This is a genomic window from Streptomyces sp. NPDC059900 (genome assembly GCF_050270335.1).
Lineage (GTDB): Bacteria > Actinomycetota > Actinomycetes > Streptomycetales > Streptomycetaceae > Streptomyces.
On sequence record NZ_JBNNJZ010000116.1, the window covers coordinates 953 to 19,311 of the forward strand.

Annotated in this window: 18 protein-coding genes and 2 pseudogenes; 8 read left to right on the forward strand and 12 right to left on the reverse strand. The window is 70.4% G+C overall.

Annotated elements, in window-relative coordinates; genetic code table 11:
• Window positions 1-106 (reverse strand): annotated as a pseudogene (locus ACQKIP_RS18020) (aldo/keto reductase); the annotation flags it as partial.
• Window positions 107-246: 140 nt separating this feature from the next.
• Between ACQKIP_RS18020 and ACQKIP_RS18025 the strand changes: the two are divergent.
• On the forward strand, window positions 247-1,158 hold the full coding sequence (locus tag ACQKIP_RS18025) for a LysR substrate-binding domain-containing protein (protein WP_365865157.1): 912 nt from the start codon (window positions 247-249) through the stop codon (window positions 1,156-1,158).
• A gap of 10 nt (window positions 1,159-1,168) precedes the next feature.
• On the opposite strand, the gene ACQKIP_RS18030 is transcribed toward ACQKIP_RS18025, so the two are convergent.
• Genes ACQKIP_RS18030 through ACQKIP_RS18045 form a run of 4 tightly spaced genes read right to left on the reverse strand, consistent with a single transcriptional unit; the run spans window position 1,169 to window position 6,120 of the window.
• Window positions 1,169-2,680, reverse strand: coding sequence for an acyl-CoA synthetase (locus ACQKIP_RS18030; RefSeq protein WP_365865155.1), 1,512 nt, complete (start codon window positions 2,678-2,680; stop codon window positions 1,169-1,171).
• Window positions 2,681-2,728: 48 nt separating this feature from the next.
• Window positions 2,729-3,475: a succinate dehydrogenase/fumarate reductase iron-sulfur subunit gene (locus ACQKIP_RS18035; RefSeq protein WP_365865153.1), complete on the reverse strand. Its 747-nt coding sequence runs from the start codon at window positions 3,473-3,475 to the stop codon at window positions 2,729-2,731.
• A complete protein-coding gene (locus ACQKIP_RS18040; RefSeq protein WP_365865152.1) occupies window positions 3,472-5,445 on the reverse strand; it encodes a fumarate reductase/succinate dehydrogenase flavoprotein subunit in 1,974 nt (657 codons plus the stop codon). Before ACQKIP_RS18040 ends, ACQKIP_RS18035 begins: the two co-directional genes overlap by 4 nt.
• Window positions 5,446-5,448: 3 nt before the next feature.
• A complete protein-coding gene (locus ACQKIP_RS18045) occupies window positions 5,449-6,120 on the reverse strand; it encodes a succinate dehydrogenase (RefSeq protein WP_365865192.1) in 672 nt (223 codons plus the stop codon).
• Between the two features lie 135 nt (window positions 6,121-6,255).
• Between ACQKIP_RS18045 and ACQKIP_RS18050 the strand changes: the two genes are divergently transcribed.
• Entirely contained in the window at window positions 6,256-7,134 is an 879-nt protein-coding gene (locus ACQKIP_RS18050) for a LysR family transcriptional regulator (protein WP_365865151.1), read from the forward strand.
• 67 nt (window positions 7,135-7,201) lie between these two features.
• On the opposite strand, the gene ACQKIP_RS18055 is transcribed toward ACQKIP_RS18050, so the two are convergent.
• From ACQKIP_RS18055 to ACQKIP_RS18070, 4 genes are all read right to left on the reverse strand, one after another.
• Window positions 7,202-7,960 carry a VOC family protein gene (locus tag ACQKIP_RS18055; RefSeq protein WP_365865150.1) on the reverse strand — a complete coding sequence of 253 codons (759 nt, stop codon included), beginning with the start codon at window positions 7,958-7,960 and terminating at the stop codon, window positions 7,202-7,204.
• Between the two features lie 13 nt (window positions 7,961-7,973).
• Window positions 7,974-10,109: a putative bifunctional diguanylate cyclase/phosphodiesterase gene (locus tag ACQKIP_RS18060; RefSeq protein WP_365865148.1), complete on the reverse strand. Its 2,136-nt coding sequence runs from the start codon at window positions 10,107-10,109 to the stop codon at window positions 7,974-7,976.
• A complete protein-coding gene (locus ACQKIP_RS18065) occupies window positions 10,106-10,918 on the reverse strand; it encodes an SAM-dependent methyltransferase (RefSeq protein ID WP_365865146.1) in 813 nt (270 codons plus the stop codon). Before ACQKIP_RS18065 ends, ACQKIP_RS18060 begins: the two co-directional genes overlap by 4 nt.
• 252 nt (window positions 10,919-11,170) lie before the next feature.
• Entirely contained in the window at window positions 11,171-12,145 is a 975-nt protein-coding gene (locus ACQKIP_RS18070; RefSeq protein ID WP_365865190.1) for an SCO0930 family lipoprotein, read from the reverse strand.
• 639 nt (window positions 12,146-12,784) lie between these two features.
• Between ACQKIP_RS18070 and ACQKIP_RS18075 the strand changes: the two genes are divergently transcribed.
• Entirely contained in the window at window positions 12,785-12,913 is a 129-nt protein-coding gene (locus ACQKIP_RS18075) for a hypothetical protein (protein WP_365865145.1), read from the forward strand.
• Between the two features lie 15 nt (window positions 12,914-12,928).
• On the forward strand, window positions 12,929-13,693 hold the full coding sequence (locus tag ACQKIP_RS18080; protein WP_365865143.1) for a hypothetical protein: 765 nt from the start codon (window positions 12,929-12,931) through the stop codon (window positions 13,691-13,693).
• A gap of 86 nt (window positions 13,694-13,779) precedes the next feature.
• Here the strand turns inward: ACQKIP_RS18080 and ACQKIP_RS18085 are convergent, their stop codons facing one another.
• Window positions 13,780-14,421, reverse strand: coding sequence for an HAD family hydrolase (locus tag ACQKIP_RS18085; RefSeq protein ID WP_365865141.1), 642 nt, complete (start codon window positions 14,419-14,421; stop codon window positions 13,780-13,782).
• Window positions 14,422-14,532: 111 nt separating this feature from the next.
• Here ACQKIP_RS18085 and ACQKIP_RS18090 point away from each other — a divergent pair, with 111 nt between their 5' ends.
• The 3 genes from ACQKIP_RS18090 to ACQKIP_RS18100 all read left to right on the forward strand — a co-directional run bounded on the left by ACQKIP_RS18090 (window position 14,533) and on the right by ACQKIP_RS18100 (window position 16,462).
• Entirely contained in the window at window positions 14,533-15,279 is a 747-nt protein-coding gene (locus ACQKIP_RS18090; RefSeq protein ID WP_365865139.1) for a nucleotidyltransferase domain-containing protein, read from the forward strand.
• 41 nt (window positions 15,280-15,320) lie between these two features.
• Entirely contained in the window at window positions 15,321-15,539 is a 219-nt protein-coding gene (locus ACQKIP_RS18095; protein ID WP_361200688.1) for a hypothetical protein, read from the forward strand.
• Between the two features lie 368 nt (window positions 15,540-15,907).
• Window positions 15,908-16,462, forward strand: coding sequence for a hypothetical protein (locus tag ACQKIP_RS18100; protein ID WP_365865138.1), 555 nt, complete (start codon window positions 15,908-15,910; stop codon window positions 16,460-16,462).
• A gap of 129 nt (window positions 16,463-16,591) precedes the next feature.
• Here the strand turns inward: ACQKIP_RS18100 and ACQKIP_RS18105 are convergent, their stop codons facing one another.
• Window positions 16,592-17,095, reverse strand: a complete 504-nt coding sequence (locus tag ACQKIP_RS18105) for a hypothetical protein (RefSeq protein ID WP_365865188.1) — start codon at window positions 17,093-17,095, stop codon at window positions 16,592-16,594.
• A 350-nt stretch (window positions 17,096-17,445) separates the two neighbouring features.
• Here ACQKIP_RS18105 and ACQKIP_RS18110 point away from each other — a divergent pair, with 350 nt between their 5' ends.
• Entirely contained in the window at window positions 17,446-18,102 is a 657-nt protein-coding gene (locus tag ACQKIP_RS18110) for a class F sortase (protein WP_365865136.1), read from the forward strand.
• 60 nt (window positions 18,103-18,162) lie between these two features.
• Here the strand turns inward: ACQKIP_RS18110 and ACQKIP_RS18115 are convergent.
• Window positions 18,163-18,359, reverse strand: a pseudogene (locus ACQKIP_RS18115) (polysaccharide deacetylase family protein); the annotation flags it as partial.

The window sequence follows — 18,359 nt, forward strand, 5'->3', positions numbered from 1 at the left end:
CCTCGACGGTGGCGGCGGCCTCCGCGTCGGGGATGGCGCGGAACATGTTGCCGAGCGGGGCGGTGCCGAAGCCGAGCGCTCCGGGCAGGAGGGACGTGATGCTCATGGGGGTCCTCGCGGTGGTTGCTTTGTGACGGTTCCGGGGTGTCCGGCGTGATCCGCCTGCCTTGCGAGTCCGAGGTTAGGATCGATGCTTGAGACTGTCCAAGACTCGCTTGGACACACTTGAGTCCTCCGAGGTCTTACATGCTTGACCTGCGACAACTCCGCTATTTCGTGGCCGTCGCCGAGACGGAACACGTCGGGCGGGCGGCCGAAGCGCTGCACATCTCCCAGTCACCGCTCAGCCGCCAGATCGCCCAGCTCGAGAAGCAGCTCGGCCTCGCCCTGTTCGAACGCAGCCAGCAGCGCATCCGTCTCACCTCCGACGGCCGGGTCTTCCTGAGCGAGGCCCGCGCCCTGCTGCGGCACGCGGACCGGCTGGAGAACCTCGGCCTGCGGCTCGGCCGCGGCGAGGAGGGCGGCCTGTGTATCGGATACGTGGGCGACGCCATGCACACCGGCGTCCTGCCGGGCGCACTGCGCACCCTCCAGGAACAGCGCCCCGGCATCCATGTCGCCCTCTACAGCCTCCCCACGGCCGAGCAGTTCGAGGGCCTGCGCCAGCGCAGCCTGGACATCGCCCTGGTCCAGGAGCCGCCCGCGCGGGACGACCCGGATCTCCTTGCCGCGCCGCTCCTCGAAGACCCGCTGCTGCTCGCGCTGCCCGCCTCCCATCCGTTGGCCGCGCAGGACGGGTTGACGCCCGCCGACCTGGACGGCCAGGCGTGGATCGCGGTCGAGAACTCCAGGGATCCGGCCTGGCGCGACACCTTCCTCGCCTCGTGCGTGGCGTCCGGCTTCACCCCGGACATCCGCCTGGATGCCGCCGAGCCGCTCACCGCGCTCGGCCTGGTCGCCTCCGGTCTTGGCCTCGCGCTCATCCAGCGGAGCATGGTGCGCGGCACGACGGACGGCGTCGCCGTACGCGAACTGCCCTGGCACAAGGCGTCCGTTCAGCTGTGGGCGGCCTGGCATCACATCGATCTGCGGCCGGTGGTGGCGTCCTTCCGCGAGACGGTTCTGGCGAGCGGCGGCATCGGCATCGACGGCACCTGAGGTCCCGCACTCACTGCCAGTACGACCTGCGCAGCGCGGACTTGGCCAGCTTCCCGGTGGGTGTGCGGGGCAGCGAGTCCGCGAAGTCCACGGAACGCGGCGCCTTGTAGTGGGCCAGGCGCTCCCGTACGAACTCGACCAGCTCACGCTCCAGTTCGGGCCCCGCGCTCACCCCGTCGGCCGGCTGCACCACGGCCTTGACCGCCTCGCCCATCTCCGCGTCCGGCACTCCTATCACCGCGACGTCCGCGACCGCCGGATGCAGGACGAGACAGTCCTCGGCCTCCTGCGGATAGACGTTCACGCCACCCGAGATGATCATGAAGGCCTTGCGGTCGGTGAGGAAGAGATAGCCGTCCTCGTCGACGTGCCCGATGTCGCCCGTGGTGGTCCAGTTCGGATGCACCGGGTGCTGCGCCTCGCGGGTGCGTTCGCCGTCGCCGTGGTAGGTGAAGGGCACCTCGTCGCGCTCGAAGTAGACGATGCCGGTCTCGCCGCTCGGCAGCAGGTCGCCCGCCTCGTCGCAGATCCGCAGTTCGCCGAGGAACCCGTCCTTGCCCACAGAGCCGGGCTTGCGCAGCCATTCCTCGGGCGAGATGAACGTGATGCCGTTGCCCTCCGTCGCCGCGTAGTACTCGTACAGAACGGGCCCCCACCACTCCATCATCCGCTGCTTGACCTCGACGGCGCAGGGCGCCGCGGCATGTATCGCGATCTTCATCGAGGACAGGTCGTAGCGCTCGCGCACCTCTGCGGGCAGCTTCAGCATGCGCACGAACATGGTCGGCACCCACTGGCTGTGCGTGACCCGGTGCCGCTCGACGGCCGCCAGAGCCCCTTCGGCGTCGAAGGCGTCCATGAGGACGACCGTGCCCCCGAGCGCGGTGACGACTCCGCAGAATCTGAGCGGCGCCGCGTGGTAGATCGGGGCGGGCGAGAGGTAGACGGTGTCCTCGCCGAAGCCGTACATGGCCTGGAAGATCAGCACATAGGTGCTGGGGTCCTCGCGCACGTCACCGTCGGGCAGCGCGGGCTGGATGCCCTTGGGGCGGCCCGTGGTCCCGGAGGAGTAGAGCATGTCGGTGCCGCGCGGCTGGTGGGCGGGCGGCTGCGCCGACGCGGACTCCAGGGCCTTCTCGTACGTGCCGTCGTCGAGCCCGAGCAGGACCGGCGGCCCGCCGGCCGACGCCACGACGCCCGCGCCGAATTCGGCGAGCGAGCCGGAGATGACCAGCGCCTTCGCGCCGCAGTCACGGACGATGTAGGCGGCCTCGTCCGTCGAGAGGTGGTGGTTCACGGCGGTGAGATAGAGGCCCGAGCGCAGCGCCGCCCAGTAGACCTCCAGGGCGCGCGGGTCGTTGTCGCTGAGCAGGGCGAGGTGATCGCCCCTGCACAGACCTGCGGCCCGCAGATGATCCGCGAGCCGCAGGGAGCGTTCTTCGAGTTGTCCGTAGGTGAGGGTCCGTGTGCCGTCGGCGGTGACGACGGCCGTCCTGGCGGGGTCGTACGCTCCGGGATGCATGCGGTGAAGCTACGCGCCCCCGGGGGCGCGGGGAACCCCGCGCCGTGCCTACCTGCTGACCTTCCTCGTGGCCCGCAACCACTCCTTGTTCATCGCGGAGATGGACGGCAGCGGAATGCCCTTCGGGCAGGCGGTCGCGCACTCACCGGTGAGCGTGCAGCCGCCGAAGCCTTCCTCGTCCATCTGCGCCACCATGTCGAGGACGCGCGTCTCGCGCTCGGGCGCGCCCTGCGGCAGGACGCCCAGGTGGTTGACCTTCGCCGAAGTGAACAGCATGGCCGAGCCGTTGGGGCAGGCGGCGACGCAGGCGCCGCAGCCGATGCACTCCGCGTGCTCGAAGGCGAAGTCCGCGTCCGGCTTCGGCACGGGCGCCGCGTGCGCCTCGGGGGCCGCGCCGGTGGGGGCGCTGATGTAGCCGCCGGACTGGATGATGCGGTCGAAGGAGGAGCGGTCGACGACCAGGTCCTTGACGACCGGGAAGGCTGCGGCGCGCCACGGCTCGACGTCGATCGTGTCGCCGTCCTTGAAGGACCGCATGTGCAGCTGGCAGGTGGTGGTGCGCTCGGGTCCGTGCGCGTCGCCGTTGATGACGAGCGAGCACGCGCCGCAGATGCCCTCGCGGCAGTCGTGGTCGAAGGCGACGGGGTCCTCGCCCTTGACGATGAGCTCTTCGTTGAGGGTGTCCAGCATCTCCAGGAAGGACATGTCGGACGAGATGTCGTCCACCTCGTAGGTGGACATGGCGCCTTCGGCGTCGGCGTTCTGCTGGCGCCAGACGCGCAGGGTGAGCTTCATGCGTAGCTCCGCTGGGTGGGGTGGACGTACTCGAAGACGAGGTCTTCCTTGTGGAGGGCGGGAGCCCGGCCGGTGGCCGTGAACTCCCAGGCGGCGGCGTAGCCGAACTCCTCGTCGCGGCGGGCCGCTTCGCCGTCCGGCGTCTGCGACTCCTCGCGGAAGTGGCCGCCGCAGGACTCGGCGCGGTGCAGGGCGTCCAGGCACATCAGCTCGGCGAGCTCCAGGTAGTCGACGATGCGGTTCGCCTTCTCCAGGGACTGGTTGAACTCCTCGCCGGTGCCGGGGACCTTGAGGCGGCGCCAGAATTCCTCGCGGATCTGCGGGATGCGCTCAAGGGCCTTGCGCAGCCCCGTCTCCGTACGGGCCATGCCGCAGAACTCCCACATCAGCTCGCCGAGTTCACGGTGGAAGGAGTCGGGGGTGCGGTCGCCGTCGACGGCCAGGAGCCGGGTGATGCGGTCGGCGGTCTCGTCGAGCACCTCGCGTACGGCGGGGTGGTCGTCGGAGACCTCGTCGTGGTGCGGGTTGCGCGCGAGGTAGTCGTTGATCGTCGACGGCAGCACGAAGTAGCCGTCGGCCAGGCCCTGCATCAGGGCCGACGCGCCGAGGCGGTTCGCGCCGTGGTCGGAGAAGTTGGCCTCGCCGACCGCGAACAGGCCGGGGACCGTGGTCTGCAGGTCGTAGTCGACCCAGAGTCCGCCCATCGTGTAGTGCACGGCGGGGTAGATCCGCATCGGCGTCTTGTACGGGTCCTCGTCGGTGATCCGCGCGTACATGTCGAAGAGGTTTCCGTACTTGGCCTCGACCGCCTTCTTGCCCATGCGCTTGATGGCGTCGGCGAAGTCGAGGTAGACGCCCTGGCCGCCGGGGCCCACTCCCCTGCCCTCGTCGCACACGTTCTTCGCGGCGCGTGAGGCGATGTCGCGGGGCACGAGGTTGCCGAAGGAGGGGTAGATGCGCTCCAGGTAGTAGTCGCGCTCGTCCTCGGGGATCTTGTTCGCCGGGCGGTCGTCGCCCTGCGCCTTGGGCACCCAGATCCGGCCGTCGTTGCGCAGCGACTCACTCATCAGGGTCAGCTTCGACTGGTGGTCGCCTGTGCGCGGGATACACGTGGGGTGGATCTGCGTGAAGCAGGGGTTGGCGAAGTAGGCACCGCGCCGGTGGGCCCGCCAGATGGCCGTGGCGTTGGAGTTCATGGCGTTCGTCGACAGATAGAAGACGTTGCCGTAGCCGCCGGAGGCCAGGACCACCGCGTCGGCGAAGTACGTCTCGATCTTGCCGGTGATCAGGTCGCGGGCGACGATGCCGCGGGCGCGTCCGTCCACGACGATGACGTCCAGCATCTCCGTGCGCGGGTGCATCTCGACGTTGCCGGCCGCGATCTGCCGCGAGAGGGCCTGGTAGGCGCCGAGCAGCAGCTGCTGCCCCGTCTGGCCGCGCGCGTAGAACGTGCGGGAGACCTGTACGCCGCCGAAGGAGCGGGTGTCCAGGAGGCCGCCGTACTCGCGGGCGAACGGCACGCCCTGCGCGACGCACTGGTCGATGATCTCCACCGAGATCTGCGCGAGGCGGTGGACGTTGGACTCGCGGGCGCGGAAGTCGCCGCCCTTGACGGTGTCGTAGAAGAGCCGGTGGACGGAGTCGCCGTCGTTGCGGTAGTTCTTCGCGGCGTTGATGCCGCCCTGCGCGGCGATGGAGTGGGCGCGGCGCGGTGAGTCCTGGTAGCAGAACTGCACGACGTGGTAGCCCTGTTCGGCGAGCGTGGCACCCGCGGAGCCGCCCGCCAGGCCGGTGCCGACGACGATCACGGTGTGCTTGCGGCGGTTGGCGGGGTTGACCAGCTTGGCCTCGAAGCGGCGGGTGTCCCAGCGCTCGGCGACGGGCCCGGCCGGGGCCTTGGTGTCGACGACCGGCTCCCCGGTCGTGTAGTCGGCGTACTCACGGGATTCGTGCTCACGGGAGGAATTCATCTGCTAGCTCACCACTCCGGTCATGACGGCCACGGGTACGACGACGAAGCCCGCCGTCAGGACGAACGCGACGCCATTGGCGATGATCTTGAGGGCGCGGTCGCGGTTCGCCTTGCCCGCGCCCAGGGTCTGCGCGGCGCTCCACAGGCCGTGGCGCACGTGGAAGCCGAGGGCGACGACGGCGACGATGTAGATGACGTTGCCGTACCACGTGGAGAACGTGTCGATGATGTTCTGGTACGGGTGCAGGTGCTCATAGCCGCCCGGGTGCACGGTGCCGGTGGTCAGGTCCAGGATGTGCCAGACGATGAACAGGGCGAGGATGATCCCGCCCCAGCGCATGGTGCGCGTGGCGAAGCTCTTGCCCGCCTTCTTGTTGACGTACTTGGCGGGGCGCGCCCTGATGTCGCGGCGGCTGAGCTGGTACGCGGAGACGGCGTGCGCGACGACGGCGACCACGAGGACGACACGGATCAGCCAGAGCGTCCACTCGTAGTGCATGAAGGGCTCACCGACCGTGCGCAGCCAGTGGGCGTAGTGGTTGAGCTCCCCCGGCCCGAAGAAGATCTTCAGGTTTCCGATCATGTGGGCGATCAGGTAGAGCAGCATGATCAGGCCGCTCACCGCCATCACCGTCTTCTTGCCGACGGACGAATCCCAGATCGTGCGCGTCATCGACGACCGTTTTCGGTCCGTCCGCGTTGCCAGAGCCATGGGACCGACGCTAAGGCCGAAGGTCCCGATCGGTCCAAGAGATGGATCAGCTCATCTCGATAGCGATTGGCTATCATCGGCCGTACCCTGCTGTGTATGCAGTTCCAGCAGCTCCTCTACTTCGTCGCCGTTGCCGAGACCAGGCACTTCACCCGGGCCGCCGAGCAGGTGCACGTCTCGCAGCCCTCGCTCTCCCAGCAGGTCCGCGCCCTGGAGAAGGAGCTGGGCGCCGAGCTGTTCAGCAGGGCCCGCGGCAACATCGCGCTGACCGACGCGGGGGAGGCGCTGCTCCCGCTGGCCCGCCGCATCCTCGCGGACGCCGACACCGCGCGCATCGAGGTGCAGGAGCTGGCCCAGCTGCGCCGCGGCCGGATCCGCCTGGGGGCCACGCCCAGCGTCTGCACGGGTCTGCTGCCCGACGTGCTCCGCGCCTTCCACGACCGGCACCCCGGCATCCAGCTGCTCCTGGAGGAGAGCGGCTCCCACGACCTCGTACGGGAACTGGCGCGCGGCGCCCTGGACCTGGCCGTCGTGGTGCTCCCGCTGCCCAGCCCCTCGCCCGCCCTGACCACCGTGGAGCTGCTGCGCGAGGATCTGGTCGTGGTGTCGTCGCCGGACGCGCGGGGGTTCGGCGGCAAGCCGGTGCGGGTCGCGGATCTGCAGCGCGAACGCCTGGTGATGTTCCGGCACGGCTACGACCTGCGGGAGCTGACGGTCGCCGCCTGCCGGGCCGAGGGGTTCGAGCCGGAGTTCGCCGTCGAGGGCGGCGAGATGGACGCGGTGCTCGGCTTCGTGCAGGCCGGGCTCGGGGTCGCGGTCGTGCCGCGCATGGTGGCCGAGCGGGCCGGGCGGGGCCTGCGGATGACGCCCCTGGCCCGGCCCTCCCTGCACCGTACGATCGCCCTTGCCCACCGCAGCGATGTGGCTCCGCCACGGGCCGCGCGGGAGTTGCAGCGGATGCTGCTCGAGCGGTAGGCGCGGCTTCTGGGGTTGTCCGTCCCTGCGGGCCCGGTGGGGGCTGGTCGCGCCGTTCCCCGCGCCCCTACGGAGCGCTCAAGGTGCCCGTCGCCGGATTTCTGATCGTCAGGCAGTACGTGCCGCCCGCAGGGTCCCGCATCACGATCCAGTGCGGTCCGCGCCACACCGTCTCGGCGCCGAACGCCTCATGGCGCACGCGGTCCGCGTCCGGATCGGAGCAGGAGAAGTCCAGGTGCGCCCCGGCGGGCGCCTCGTCGTCGAGACGCTGCAGCAGGATGCGGACCGGCAGCCGCGGGTCCGGCTCGACGAGGTGGAACTCCGGCAGTGATCCCGGACGGTCCGGCCAGCCCGTGAAGGCGGCCCAGAACGCCTTCTCCGCCTCCCACACCGACGGCGGCACATCCAGACAGACCTGGTCGAGGCGGCTCGTGGTCCCGTCCGGCGCGGCAAGCGGCTCGGGGCGGAGCTTCTCGCCCTCCAGAGCCACCACGCAGAACAGCTGCCCGCCCGGCGAGCGCAGGACCTCCAGGCCCTCCTCCGAGTAGACGGGGGCGGCCCCGAGCGCGCGGGCCTCGCGCGCCTTGGCCACGACGTCCTCCACGGAGAAGTCGAGGTGCGCGCCGCCGGGTCCGTCGACGGCCTGCGCCTTCAGGACGGCGTCGGCCCCGTCCGGCAGCAGGGTCACGAACTGGTCGTCCTCGCCCCGGAACGCGGAGAGCCGCGTTCCGGTGACCGCCGCCCAGAAGGTATGGGCCTGGGCGAACCGGTCCCGGGGCCGGTCCACGAAGGCGTACACCCAGTGGATCTCTTCGGGCGGGGCCATGCTCCTCAGCTCCTCAGCTCGTCGCGTCGGCGAGCGCCAGCTCGTGCAGCTGGTCCGGCGGTCCCGGACGTGCGTAGTACCAGCCCTGCGCCGTGTCGCAGCCCAACTCTCGCAGCTGATCCGCCTGGTGGCCGGTCTCGACACCCTCGACCGTGACCGCCAGGTCCAGGCTGTGGGCGAGCGAGACGATCCCCTCGACGATCTTGAGGTCGACGGGGTCGGCGGGGAAGTGCTGCATGCCCTGCGTGAAGGAGCGGTCGAGCTTGAGGATGCTCACCGGCAGGCGGCGCAGATTGGCGAGGTTGGAGTAGCCCGTGCCGAAGTCGTCGAGCGCGATGTCCACGCCCATCTCGGCGAGCCGCCGCAGCGGCTTGAGCAGGTCGTCGTCGGCGCCGATCAGCGCGGACTCGGTCACTTCGAGGCACAGGGCGCCCGGTTCGAGCCCGGAGCGCTCCAGGATCTCCACCGTGTCCGACACCAGGTTGGGGTGGGTCAGCTGCATGGGCGAGAGGTTCACGTTCACGCGCAGCGGCCCGGCGTCCTTGTGCCGCGACTCCCACGTACGGGCCTGGCGAACCGATTCCTCAAGGACCCAGCGGCCGAGCGGAACGATCAGACCGGTGTGCTCGGCGAGCGGAATGAACCGGTCCGGGCCGATGATGCCGTGCTGCGGGTGCAGCCACCGCACCAGTGCCTCGGCGCCGCGCACGCTGCCGTCCCCCAGGTGCACGAGGGGCTGGTACTCGATGAAGAACTCGCCGCGCTCCAGAGCGGCCGGCAGCGCGGTGGTCAGGCCGTGCCGGGTGATGGCGCGGGCGTCCGCCTCGGGGTCGGCGAGCTCGAAGCGGTTGCCGCCGGCGGACTTCGCGCGGTACATCGTGATGTCGGCGCTGCGCAGGACCTCCGCCGCGCCGCGCTCCCCGGCCGGGCCCTCGACGATGCCGATGCTGCCGCGCACGGTCAGTTCGCGGCCCTCGACACGGATGGGCGTGGAGAGCGCGTGCATGATGCGTCCGGCGAGGTCGTCCACCTCGACCTCGCTGCCGCGGCCGGTGGTCAGCGCCACGAACTCGTCGCCGCCGAGCCGCGCGACCATCTCGCCGGGCGCCGTGGCGCAGGACTGGAGCCGGTCGGCGACCTCGACGAGGAGCCGGTCGCCCGCCGCGTGGCCGAGGCTGTCGTTGACGGTCTTGAAGCCGTCGAGGTCGAGGTAGCAGAGCCCGAACCGTGCGCCGTCGCCCGCCGCGAGCGCCTTCTCCAGGCGTTCGAAGAACAGCGTCCGGTTCGGCAGGCCGGTCAGCGCGTCATGCGTGGCCTCGTAGCGAAGGCGCAGATTGAGCAGCCGGCGCTCGGTGGTGTCCTCCATCAGCGCCAGCTGGTACTGCGGCACTCCGTCCGCGTCACGCAGCAGCGAGACGGTCAGATTGGTCCACAGGACGGTGCCGTCGGGCCGGTAGAAGGCCTTCTCCACGCGGTAGTGCTCGCGCTCGCCGCGCACCAGCTCTTCGTAGAGCTTCCATACGTGGGGGGAGTCGTCGGGATGGGTCCACTCCGCGACGTTACGGCCGCGCACCTGGTTCTCCAGGCCGCCGAACATGCGGATCAGCGCGTCGTTAACCTCCAGGACCGTGCCCGTGAGGTCGGCGATGCCGATGCCGATCGCCGCGCCGTGGAAGACGGCACGGAAGCGTGCCTCGCTCGCGTGCAGGGCTTCGGCGACGGCGCTGCGGGCGCTCAGGGCCGCCCCCGATATCGCCTCCTGCTCGGCGAGGGTCCGCTCCCGCAGGGCGCCGGCGAAGCCCGCGGCCAGGGCGTGCTGCAGGCGCGCGGACCGGGCCCGCAGCTCTTCACGCGGGCCGTCGTCGCCGCAGTAGAGGACGAGATAGGCGTCCACGCAGTCGAGGGTGCGGCTGAGGGCCTCGGGGTCGGTGCAGTGGGTGCCGACGAGCGCCGCGCCGATCGCCTGGCCCTCGGCGGCCTCGAAGACCCGCTCGTGCAGGGCGGTGCGCAGTCTGCGGGCCAGCGGCACCAGTTGCTGCTCGAACTCGGGACGGGTCAGCGAGGTCGCCGTGACCGGGAAGATGGCGCGGCTCCATATGGTGGCGAACCTGCGCACTCTGCCCTCGGGCCCGTCCGGTTCCCCGCTCATGCCCTGCGCCCCACGCCGGCGTACCCGGAGAAGGCGTACGGATCCTCCTCCTCGGACGCGGTCTCGGGCCGCCAGCGCGGCATCGGCACGAGGCCGGGTTCCACCATGTCGTATCCCTCGAAGAACCGCGCGATCTCGTCGCGCGAGCGCATGATCAGTGGATTGCGGATGTCCTTGTAGACGCCGACGACCTGACCGGCCTGCTCGGCGGGGATCTGCATCCCTTCGTACGAAGCGTGCGTGAGGACGATCGCGCTGCCGGGCGCGGTTGCGTCCCGCAGTTCGGCGACCGCTGTACAGGGATCGTACGCGTCCTCCACGAAATGCAGGACGGCGACGAGGAGAACGGCTACCGGACGGTCCAGGTCGAGGAGTCCGTTGACCTCCGAACTGCCCAGAATGTCCAGCGGCTTGCGCAGATCCCCGGCGACGGCGATCGCCTTCTCGTTGCCTTCGAGCACCGCACGGCCGTGTGCGACAGCCACCGCGTCGTGGTCGACGTAGACCACACGGGCATCGGGGTTCGCCTGCTGCGCGATCTCGTGCACATTGCCGAAGGTGGGAATGCCCGAGCCGATGTCGAGGAACTGGTCGATGCCCTGGTCCACGGCGAAACGCACTGCTCGGCGCATGAAGGCACGATTCGCCTGCATGATCTTGGGCAACCCCGGCATGACCTCCATGGCCCGGCGGGCAGCGTCCCGGTCGACCTCGAAATTGTGCGAACCGCCCAGGTAGTAGTCGTAGATGCGGGACACGCTGGGCATCGTGATGTCGATGCCCTGCGGGGCCCAGGCGGGACGCTCCATCAGGACTCCAAGTCGTAGGCGAGGCGAGGCGAGCCGGTGTTCGAAGTGAGGCTACTGATCGTCCGCCAAGGGAGCGAGTCAAAACGGAAATTGACCGTCCGTTCTCGGTCACTGCCTGTGGCAAGTGCCGAATTTCCACCCAAAAAACCGGTCCGTTCCTTCCCGGGAGGGGGAAAAGAACGGACCGGTCGACCGAACGCGAGGTTGAGCTGCTGAGGTACTTCTGACGGGACCTCCTTTCCGTACGGACTTCTACTTCGGCGCGCCGACAGGCTTTCCGTCAGGGCCGGCGGCGTACCAAGTGCCGCCCACACCCTGTCCATTGGTGTCACCGGGCTTCTTGTCACCGGAGAACGTGTACATCGGCCAGCAGTCGATCGTCTGCTGCTGCTGTCCGTCGGGGCGGTCGAAGACGACGAAGCCCTTCTTGAGAATGCCCTTGGTGTCGTTCTTCGCGACCGGCGGAACAACCGGCCACTTCTCGAGGCAGGCGCCGGTGCACGCGGACTTCATCGGCCAGGCGGAGTCCTTCGTGAAGCGGTAGACGGTCATGCCGTTCTTGTCGACGACGATCTCCCCGAGCTTGGGGTCCTTGCGGGTCGAGAGCCCTGCCGGGTCGACGGGAGCGGTATCGGCGGGGGGCTGGGCCTCGTCGGCCTCGGGGGCGGCCTTCTTGCCGTCGGGGGCCGCCGCGTACCAAGTGCCGCCCACGCCCTGGCCCTTGGCGTCACCGGCCTTGGTGTCCTTGGCGTAGCGGTACATCGGCCAGCCGTCGATGGTCAGCTGCTTGCTGCCGTCGCTGCGGGTGACCTCGCCGAGCAGGGACTTGTCCACGCCGGGCGGGGCGGCCGCGCCCTCGGGGGACGCGACGGGCCAGGTCGTCGCGCAGGCGCCGGCACAGTTCGACTTGGGGGGCTCGGCGGTGTCCTTGTCGAAGCGGTAGAGCGTGCGGCCCTCGCTGTCGGTGACGACCTTGCCGAGCTTCTTGCTGTCCCAGACGGCGAGTTGGCCTGCGGCCTTCGCCTTGCCCGCGCCTTCCTTCGCGTCGCCCGTGTCGGCCCCGTAACCGTCGCTGCCCGCTCCGTACCCGTCGCTCTTGGCAGGGGCCTGGTTGCCCACGTTCTGCCCGTTCGGCGACTGGTCCCCCTGCTCCTGACCGCACGCCGTCGTCAGCGCCAGCATGGCCGCAGCTGTCGCTACGAGCGAGGCGCTCCGCCAGGTCTTCATGTTCGACTCCCGCTGTCCCTTGGGTATCGCGCCGCTGAGTGCGTCACGCATGGCCCTAGGTACGGGTGCGAACGGCTGATGCGTTCAACCGCCGTTCAAGATTCTTTTGTTCGTCAAGCTCACGCCCGCCTCCTCCTCCCTTCGGGTTGCAGGAGGGCCGCGGCGGCGTGGCTGCGCGACATGGTGCCCATGATCCTGGACGTGCATGGTTTTACGAAGGCCTCATCCGGCCTGGTCACACGCTTATCGGCGTTACTGGTGCTGGCCTGGCTGCTCGGCTCGCCGGCAGCCGGCACGGCGCAGGCGATCGCGCCCGCCGACAACTGCGCCTACGCCTCGATCGGTGACGCTCCCGGCAGTGACTCCGTGGCGGTCGCGGGCGACGGAGTGGAGTGCAGGGCGGGACCCACACACCGCCCCAAGCCTCCGCCGCCCCCGCCCCCACCGCCACCGCCACCCGCTCCGGCTCCGCCGCCACGCCCTGAGCCACCGGCGCCCGAGCCCCCTCCCCCGCCACCGCCGCCGCCCGCGCGCCCGGCCCCCGCCGAGCCCACGCCTCCGCCACCACCACCGCCGCCGCCTCCACCCCCCAGCCCGAAGCCGACCCCCACCGTCACCCCCAAGTCCGCACCCAAACCGGTGAGTTACCCCTCGTACCGCGCCGCTCCGCGCAATCCGCCGCCCCGCGGCGGCCCGTCCCTGGTCTCGCTCACCCTGCTCGTCACCGCGCCCGCGGTGCTCGCCGTCGCCGCGCTGCGGCCTCGCTGACCGTCGGAGGTCCCAATGTCGGAATGGCTTGTTCTAACCCTCGCGATGGCGGCCGCATGCGGCGTCGTCCTGATCGTCACCTTCCTGCGGCACCGCAGGACGAGCCCGGATTACGACGCTTCGGAAACCCCGGACGTCATCGAGTACATGACCATGATGATCGGCGTGGTGTACGCCATCGTCCTTGGTCTGGCCATCGCGGGCGTCTGGGAGGCCCGCAGCGTCGCCGAGGACCATGTGCACTCCGAGGCACAGGCGTTGCACGAAGTCTCCGAGCGGTCGCGGGTCTATCCGACCGAGGTCCGCGAACGCATTCGCGCGGATGTACACGCTTATGCCAGCCATGTCGTCACCACCGAGTGGGACTCCATGGCGGACCGCGGCGAACTCACCGACCGCGGCGGCGAACTCCTGACCCGGGTACGCCACGACGTCACCGACTACCAGCCCAAGTCGGATTTCGAGGCCCAGGCTTATCAGCCACTCGTCGACGCCGTCGCCGCCGCCTCCGACGCGCGCAATTCCCGTGGTGACAGCGCCGGGGCCACCATGCCCGGTGTCGTCTGGTTCGGTCTGATCGCCGGTGGGCTCGTCACCGTCGGCATGATCTTCACGCTCCAGATCCGGCGCACTGCGCGCGAACTCATCCTCGCGGGACTGTTCTCCGCCTTGATCGCCTTCCTGCTCTTCCTCATCTGGGACTTCGACGCCCCCTACAGCCGGGGGGTCGCGGCCACTCCGGAACCGTTCCAGGCGCTCTTCGGCAACCTCGGCGGCTGAGGGAGAAGGGCTGCCGCGCGTCAAATACGATGCGCGGCAGCCCTTCTGACCTTCACTCAGCGATGCCCCTTACTCAGTGACGCTCTTCACTCAGCGATGATCGATGCGACCTGGGTGAGGGAGTCGATCCGCCAGTCCGCGGCCTCGACGACGGTCGGATCGTCGGCCCACCAGTGGCCCCAGGGGCCGCGCCTGATGTGCGCCGCCCTCAGCCCCGCCGCCTTCGCCGGGAAGATGTCGTTCGCGGGATGGGCGCCGACGTACAGCGTCCGCTCCGGCGGGGCGTGGGCCGCCTCGATGACCCTGGCGAAGAACGACGGCTCCGGCTTCGCCACCCCCCACTCCCCCGATGTGACGACGAGATCGGCGGGCACGTCCAGACCACGCAGCAACTCGCCCGCGCGCGCCGTCTGGTTTCCCGCGATGACCACCCGCAGCCCCTGTTTGCGCAGCCCGCCGAGGGCGGGACGCACATCGGGGTACAGGTCGGTCTCGGCGAGGTGCTCACCGCGCCCCGCGGCCTCGCGGGCGTGATGGGCGGCGGCGACATCTATGTCCGGGCTCAGCAGCCGCAGCGCTTCGGTGCTGTCGCGGCCCCGCGTGACGACACCTCCCACGAGCGCGGAGACGGTGTGGCGGGGCACGCCGAGCCAATCGGCCCAGGACGCCCAGTAGCGGTCATCTTTGGTGAGGGTCTCCCCCACGGCGAACACGACGGTCTCAATCATCGGGGTCAGCCTATGGGGCCAACAGGCTCCGAAGGCCGCCTGACCCGCGCTTTTCCCGGTCGGGCAGATGTACGCCGGACGCTCCGGCGGGTGCTGCGGCACAGTGGAGCCATGGATGCCGATGAACCCGTGCGGGTCGCGCGGGAGTTGGTCGACGCGTGGTTTCCCGACGCGGTGGCGGCGATTCTCGGCGGGAGTTCGGTGACCGCCCGGCGCACGTCGCACTCCGACCTGGATGTCGTGGTGGTGCTCGCCGGTGAGCGGGAGCCGTCCAGGACCAGCCTGCGGTTCGGTGCCTGGCCGGTCGAACTGTTCGTGCACACCGAGGCCAGCTGGCGGTGGTTCGTGCGCAGGGAGATTCCGCGGCGCCGGTCGTCGATGCTCTCGATGTGCGCCGAGGGGGTGGTGATCCTGGACCGGGACGGAACCGGCGCCCGACTGCGCGACGAGGCACGGGAGTCGACGGCGGCCGGGCCGCCCGCGGCGACACCGGAGGAAGTGGAAGATCTGCGCTACGGCCTCTCCGACCTGCTCGACGACCTCGCCGGATGCGCACACGCAGGAGAGCGGCTGTTCATCGTCACCGAGTTGGCCCGCCGAAGCTGCGAGCTGATCCTCCTGCGTACGGGGTCGTGGCAGGGCGGCGGCAAGTGGCTCGCGCGGCGCGTGGACGAAGTGCGGCCGGGGTTCTCCGCCGAACTCGACGGCGTGGTGCGGGAGGCACTGGAAGGCAGGCCCGCACGCCTCGTCGGGCTGGTGGACGAGGTGCTCGCGCCGTCCGGCGGGCGCAGGTGGGAGGGGTACCGGCGCAGCGGGTACCCCGGCTCCCCCGCCCCGGCTTCGCACACAGGTCCGTAAACCGTGCTGCGCGGCGGCCCCGCGCGGCGCACTCTGGTGGCATGACCTGGCAGACACCCATCATCGTCCACCCGCCCGCTCCCGACGGCGGACGGCGGGTGACCGTGCGCGGGCAGCACGTCGGCGTCGCACGCGACGACCGCGACCTGGTGGAGTTCCTGCGCCGCGCGGGCCTGGGCGAGGCCGACATCGCCCTCGACGACCCCCACCTCGTGGAGTGGCGCGGCAGCGGGGCACATGTGTGGGCGACGGGCGCGTGAGGCTTTTGGAAGAAACCGGTGAGCGGATTTCGCCCGGGTGCGGGAAGCGGCCGCTCGGCGCCGGGAGGCGCTCGGCGCGCGGCCTGCGGATGGTGCGGGCGGCAGCCGCACACCGGTGACGCGGAGGTTCCGCCGGGCGGGTCGCCGGGCCATGGGGCCGCCCGGTAGCACGTACCGACGCCGCATTCCCCTACTGCCGCCCCGACACCCCGGTGCGTTCCCCCGTGCGGCCCACACCGTTGCCCCGTTCGCGCGACTGCGATCGCGGGTGCGCGGACCGCTGCTTAGCGTTTCCGGCATCGAGGTGCATACCTGGTGAAAGCGGAACAAGGTCCGCGGCTGCTCCTCGGGGACCCGGAGGAAACATCATGCGCGCGATATCCGTCGCGTCGGCCACTCTTCTCGCCGCCACCGCCCTGACCCTCACGGCCACCACCGCTTCCGCGGCCGTCGCGGACGACACCGACACGAACAACAACATCACCTCGTTCGGCTTCCGCGTCACCCCGTCCACCATCGCCGCCGGCGGCCAGGTCCAGCTCAGCGTGGACGGCTGCGAAGGCGACACCAAGGTGACGTCCGGTGTCTTCGACGACGCCCACATTCCCCGGGGGCAGCAGTCCGTCTCCACGACGGTCTTCCCCGACGCCAAGCCCGGCGCGATGTACGAGGTGACCTTCGACTGCAAGGGCGAGACGGGGACCACGGACCTCACCATCGCCACGGGCCGTCCGACCTCGCACCCCACGCATCACCCCACCTCGCACCCGACCGGCGCCCACCGAGGCGTCAAGGCCGGCGTCGGCGGCAGCCTCGGCGGCTTCGACCTGCACGAGATCGCCCTGGGCGGCGCCCTGATCGTGGGCACGCTCGGCACGGCGTACTACTGGACGCGCCGCCGCACCGGAGACGGCGAGTCCTGACGCACCGCCCCGACCGGCGCGGAAGGGGGGACGCGCCGGTCAGGAAGGCGGAACGACGCACACCCGACGTGCGAGTGACGGGCGTGCGGGTCGGTCACGGTCGGCCGTCAGCGGACGCGGGGGTGTGCGTCAGATGCCGCGCTGCGCGTTCTCCGAGCGGCGGCGCATCCAGAACACTCCGCCGCCGACCACCGCGGCCGCCACGAGGACCCCGCCGATCGCCATGTCGGTACCGGTCGCGCCGGTGCTGCTGCTGCCGCCCAGACCACCGCGGACACCACCGTGGATGACGGTGAACGCGTTGGGCTTGGTGAGGGGCGCGCTACTGCCGCAGTGGACGGTGATGCTGTGGGCCCCCGGCGAGGCGTGGTGGTAGATCGTGGTGTTCGCGCTGGCCGTGCCGCCGCCCATGGTCTTCAGCTTCGTGTCGGGGAAGGCGTCCGACGTGATCTTGCTGCCGTGGGTCGCGCAGGCCGAGCCGTCCACCGTGACCGTCAGCTGGCCCCCGCGGGGGATCACGCTCGGCATGGCGACGATGTTGGACGGATCGGCCCAGGCCGCCGCCGTCGGGGCGGCGAGGCCGACGACGGCACTCGCGGTGGCCGCGACCGCGAGGGCACGCGTGGCGCGCATACGGGTAGTACGCATGTGAATCCTCCGCGGAAGACGCCCCGGGGTAACCGTCCCCGGTCGATCGGCGAGAACGCCTCCCAGACAGACCCTCAGATGCGCGGCACAGACCCGCATTTCGGCGCTCGGCCGTCCTGGTGAGGCGACACGCCGGGGCGCGAACGCAACGGCGGATATTGCCGCAGGTCACGGACCGTCAGAAATTTCCTGCGGGCGGCGACTCGGATGGCTCATGCCCGAGATGGCCGCCACCCGTTCGCTCCCGCTCTGTCGCCCGCCGCGCGCACCGCGCTTAGCGTTCTTGTACGCGCAACGGACGCGGTTCGAGTGCCGCGTTGAGAGGGGATCAGCAAATGCCTTCGTCCCAGCCGGCCGATGAAGAGGAACCGCAGAAAAAGCGGGCGCCCTGGGGCGTTCTCGCACTCGTTCTGCTGACCGGCCTCGCGCTGATCCGCAATGGCTCGGGGGAATTCGACGTGGGTCCGCCCCAGCCTGCCTCGGCCGCCGCGGCGGACCAGGCATCCGACGGGGTCGGCCAGGGCGTCGCGCCGCTGACGTTCTCGCCCGCCGCGCGCGTGGGGATCAAGGGGATCCAGGTGGAGGCGCCCGTCATGCCGGTCGGGCTCGACGACGAGGGCTGGGTGGACGCCCCGCCGCCGGAGGACCCGAACCTCGCGGGCTGGTTCACCGGCGCCGTGTCGCCGGGCGAGAAGGGCACCTCCGTACTCGTCGGCCACGTGGACAACGAACAGGGGCCCGCCGTTTTCTACGGCCTGGGTTCGCTGAAGAAGGGAAACCGCGTCGAGGTCCTGCGCAGGGACCGCAAAACCGCGGTTTTCGAGATCTACGGCATCGAAGTTTTCGAGAAGGAGAATTTCCCGGGAGAACGCGTCTACGGAGACAAGGGCACCCCGGAACTCCGCGTCATCACCTGCGGCGGCGGATTCTCCAAGCGCGCCGGATACGACGGGAACGTCGTGGTGTTCGCCCGCCTGGTGGACGTGCGCTGACGGCGGATGCGCCGAACGGAACACGGCACCGGGCGGGCGGATCGCCGGCCTGGATTCCGGCTAGATTCCGTGGCGGCTCGGCACGGTGATGCGGTAACCCGCATCGAGGAGTTCGGGAAGGTACGTCCGCAGCGCGTCGACGCTCTGGGAACGGTTGCCGCCCGCGTCGTGCGAGAGCACGACGACGCCGGGGGCCGCACCGGCCCGCACCCGCCGGACGATCGTGCGGGTGCCCGGCTCGGTCCAGTCCAGGGATG

What these genes read in the sequence shown, in the direction of transcription:
- ACQKIP_RS18105 (WP_365865188.1), bottom strand. Translation starts at nt 17,095, where the DNA reads ATGCGCGCCACGCGTGCCCTCGCGGTCGCGGCCACCGCGAGTGCCGTC.
- ACQKIP_RS18055 (WP_365865150.1), bottom strand. Translation starts at nt 7,960, where the DNA reads ATGGCCCCGCCCGAAGAGATCCACTGGGTGTACGCCTTCGTGGACCGG.
- ACQKIP_RS18030 (WP_365865155.1), bottom strand. Translation starts at nt 2,680, where the DNA reads ATGCATCCCGGAGCGTACGACCCCGCCAGGACGGCCGTCGTCACCGCC.
- ACQKIP_RS18085 (WP_365865141.1), bottom strand. Translation starts at nt 14,421, where the DNA reads ATGATTGAGACCGTCGTGTTCGCCGTGGGGGAGACCCTCACCAAAGAT.
- ACQKIP_RS18060 (WP_365865148.1), bottom strand. Translation starts at nt 10,109, where the DNA reads ATGAGCGGGGAACCGGACGGGCCCGAGGGCAGAGTGCGCAGGTTCGCC.
- ACQKIP_RS18065 (WP_365865146.1), bottom strand. Translation starts at nt 10,918, where the DNA reads ATGGAGCGTCCCGCCTGGGCCCCGCAGGGCATCGACATCACGATGCCC.
- ACQKIP_RS18050 (WP_365865151.1), top strand. Translation starts at nt 6,256, where the DNA reads ATGCAGTTCCAGCAGCTCCTCTACTTCGTCGCCGTTGCCGAGACCAGG.
- ACQKIP_RS18040 (WP_365865152.1), bottom strand. Translation starts at nt 5,445, where the DNA reads ATGAATTCCTCCCGTGAGCACGAATCCCGTGAGTACGCCGACTACACG.
- ACQKIP_RS18110 (WP_365865136.1), top strand. Translation starts at nt 17,446, where the DNA reads ATGCCTTCGTCCCAGCCGGCCGATGAAGAGGAACCGCAGAAAAAGCGG.
- ACQKIP_RS18100 (WP_365865138.1), top strand. Translation starts at nt 15,908, where the DNA reads ATGCGCGCGATATCCGTCGCGTCGGCCACTCTTCTCGCCGCCACCGCC.
- ACQKIP_RS18070 (WP_365865190.1), bottom strand. Translation starts at nt 12,145, where the DNA reads ATGAAGACCTGGCGGAGCGCCTCGCTCGTAGCGACAGCTGCGGCCATG.
- ACQKIP_RS18080 (WP_365865143.1), top strand. Translation starts at nt 12,929, where the DNA reads ATGTCGGAATGGCTTGTTCTAACCCTCGCGATGGCGGCCGCATGCGGC.
- ACQKIP_RS18035 (WP_365865153.1), bottom strand. Translation starts at nt 3,475, where the DNA reads ATGAAGCTCACCCTGCGCGTCTGGCGCCAGCAGAACGCCGACGCCGAA.
- ACQKIP_RS18045 (WP_365865192.1), bottom strand. Translation starts at nt 6,120, where the DNA reads ATGACGCGCACGATCTGGGATTCGTCCGTCGGCAAGAAGACGGTGATG.
- ACQKIP_RS18095 (WP_361200688.1), top strand. Translation starts at nt 15,321, where the DNA reads ATGACCTGGCAGACACCCATCATCGTCCACCCGCCCGCTCCCGACGGC.
- ACQKIP_RS18025 (WP_365865157.1), top strand. Translation starts at nt 247, where the DNA reads ATGCTTGACCTGCGACAACTCCGCTATTTCGTGGCCGTCGCCGAGACG.
- ACQKIP_RS18090 (WP_365865139.1), top strand. Translation starts at nt 14,533, where the DNA reads ATGGATGCCGATGAACCCGTGCGGGTCGCGCGGGAGTTGGTCGACGCG.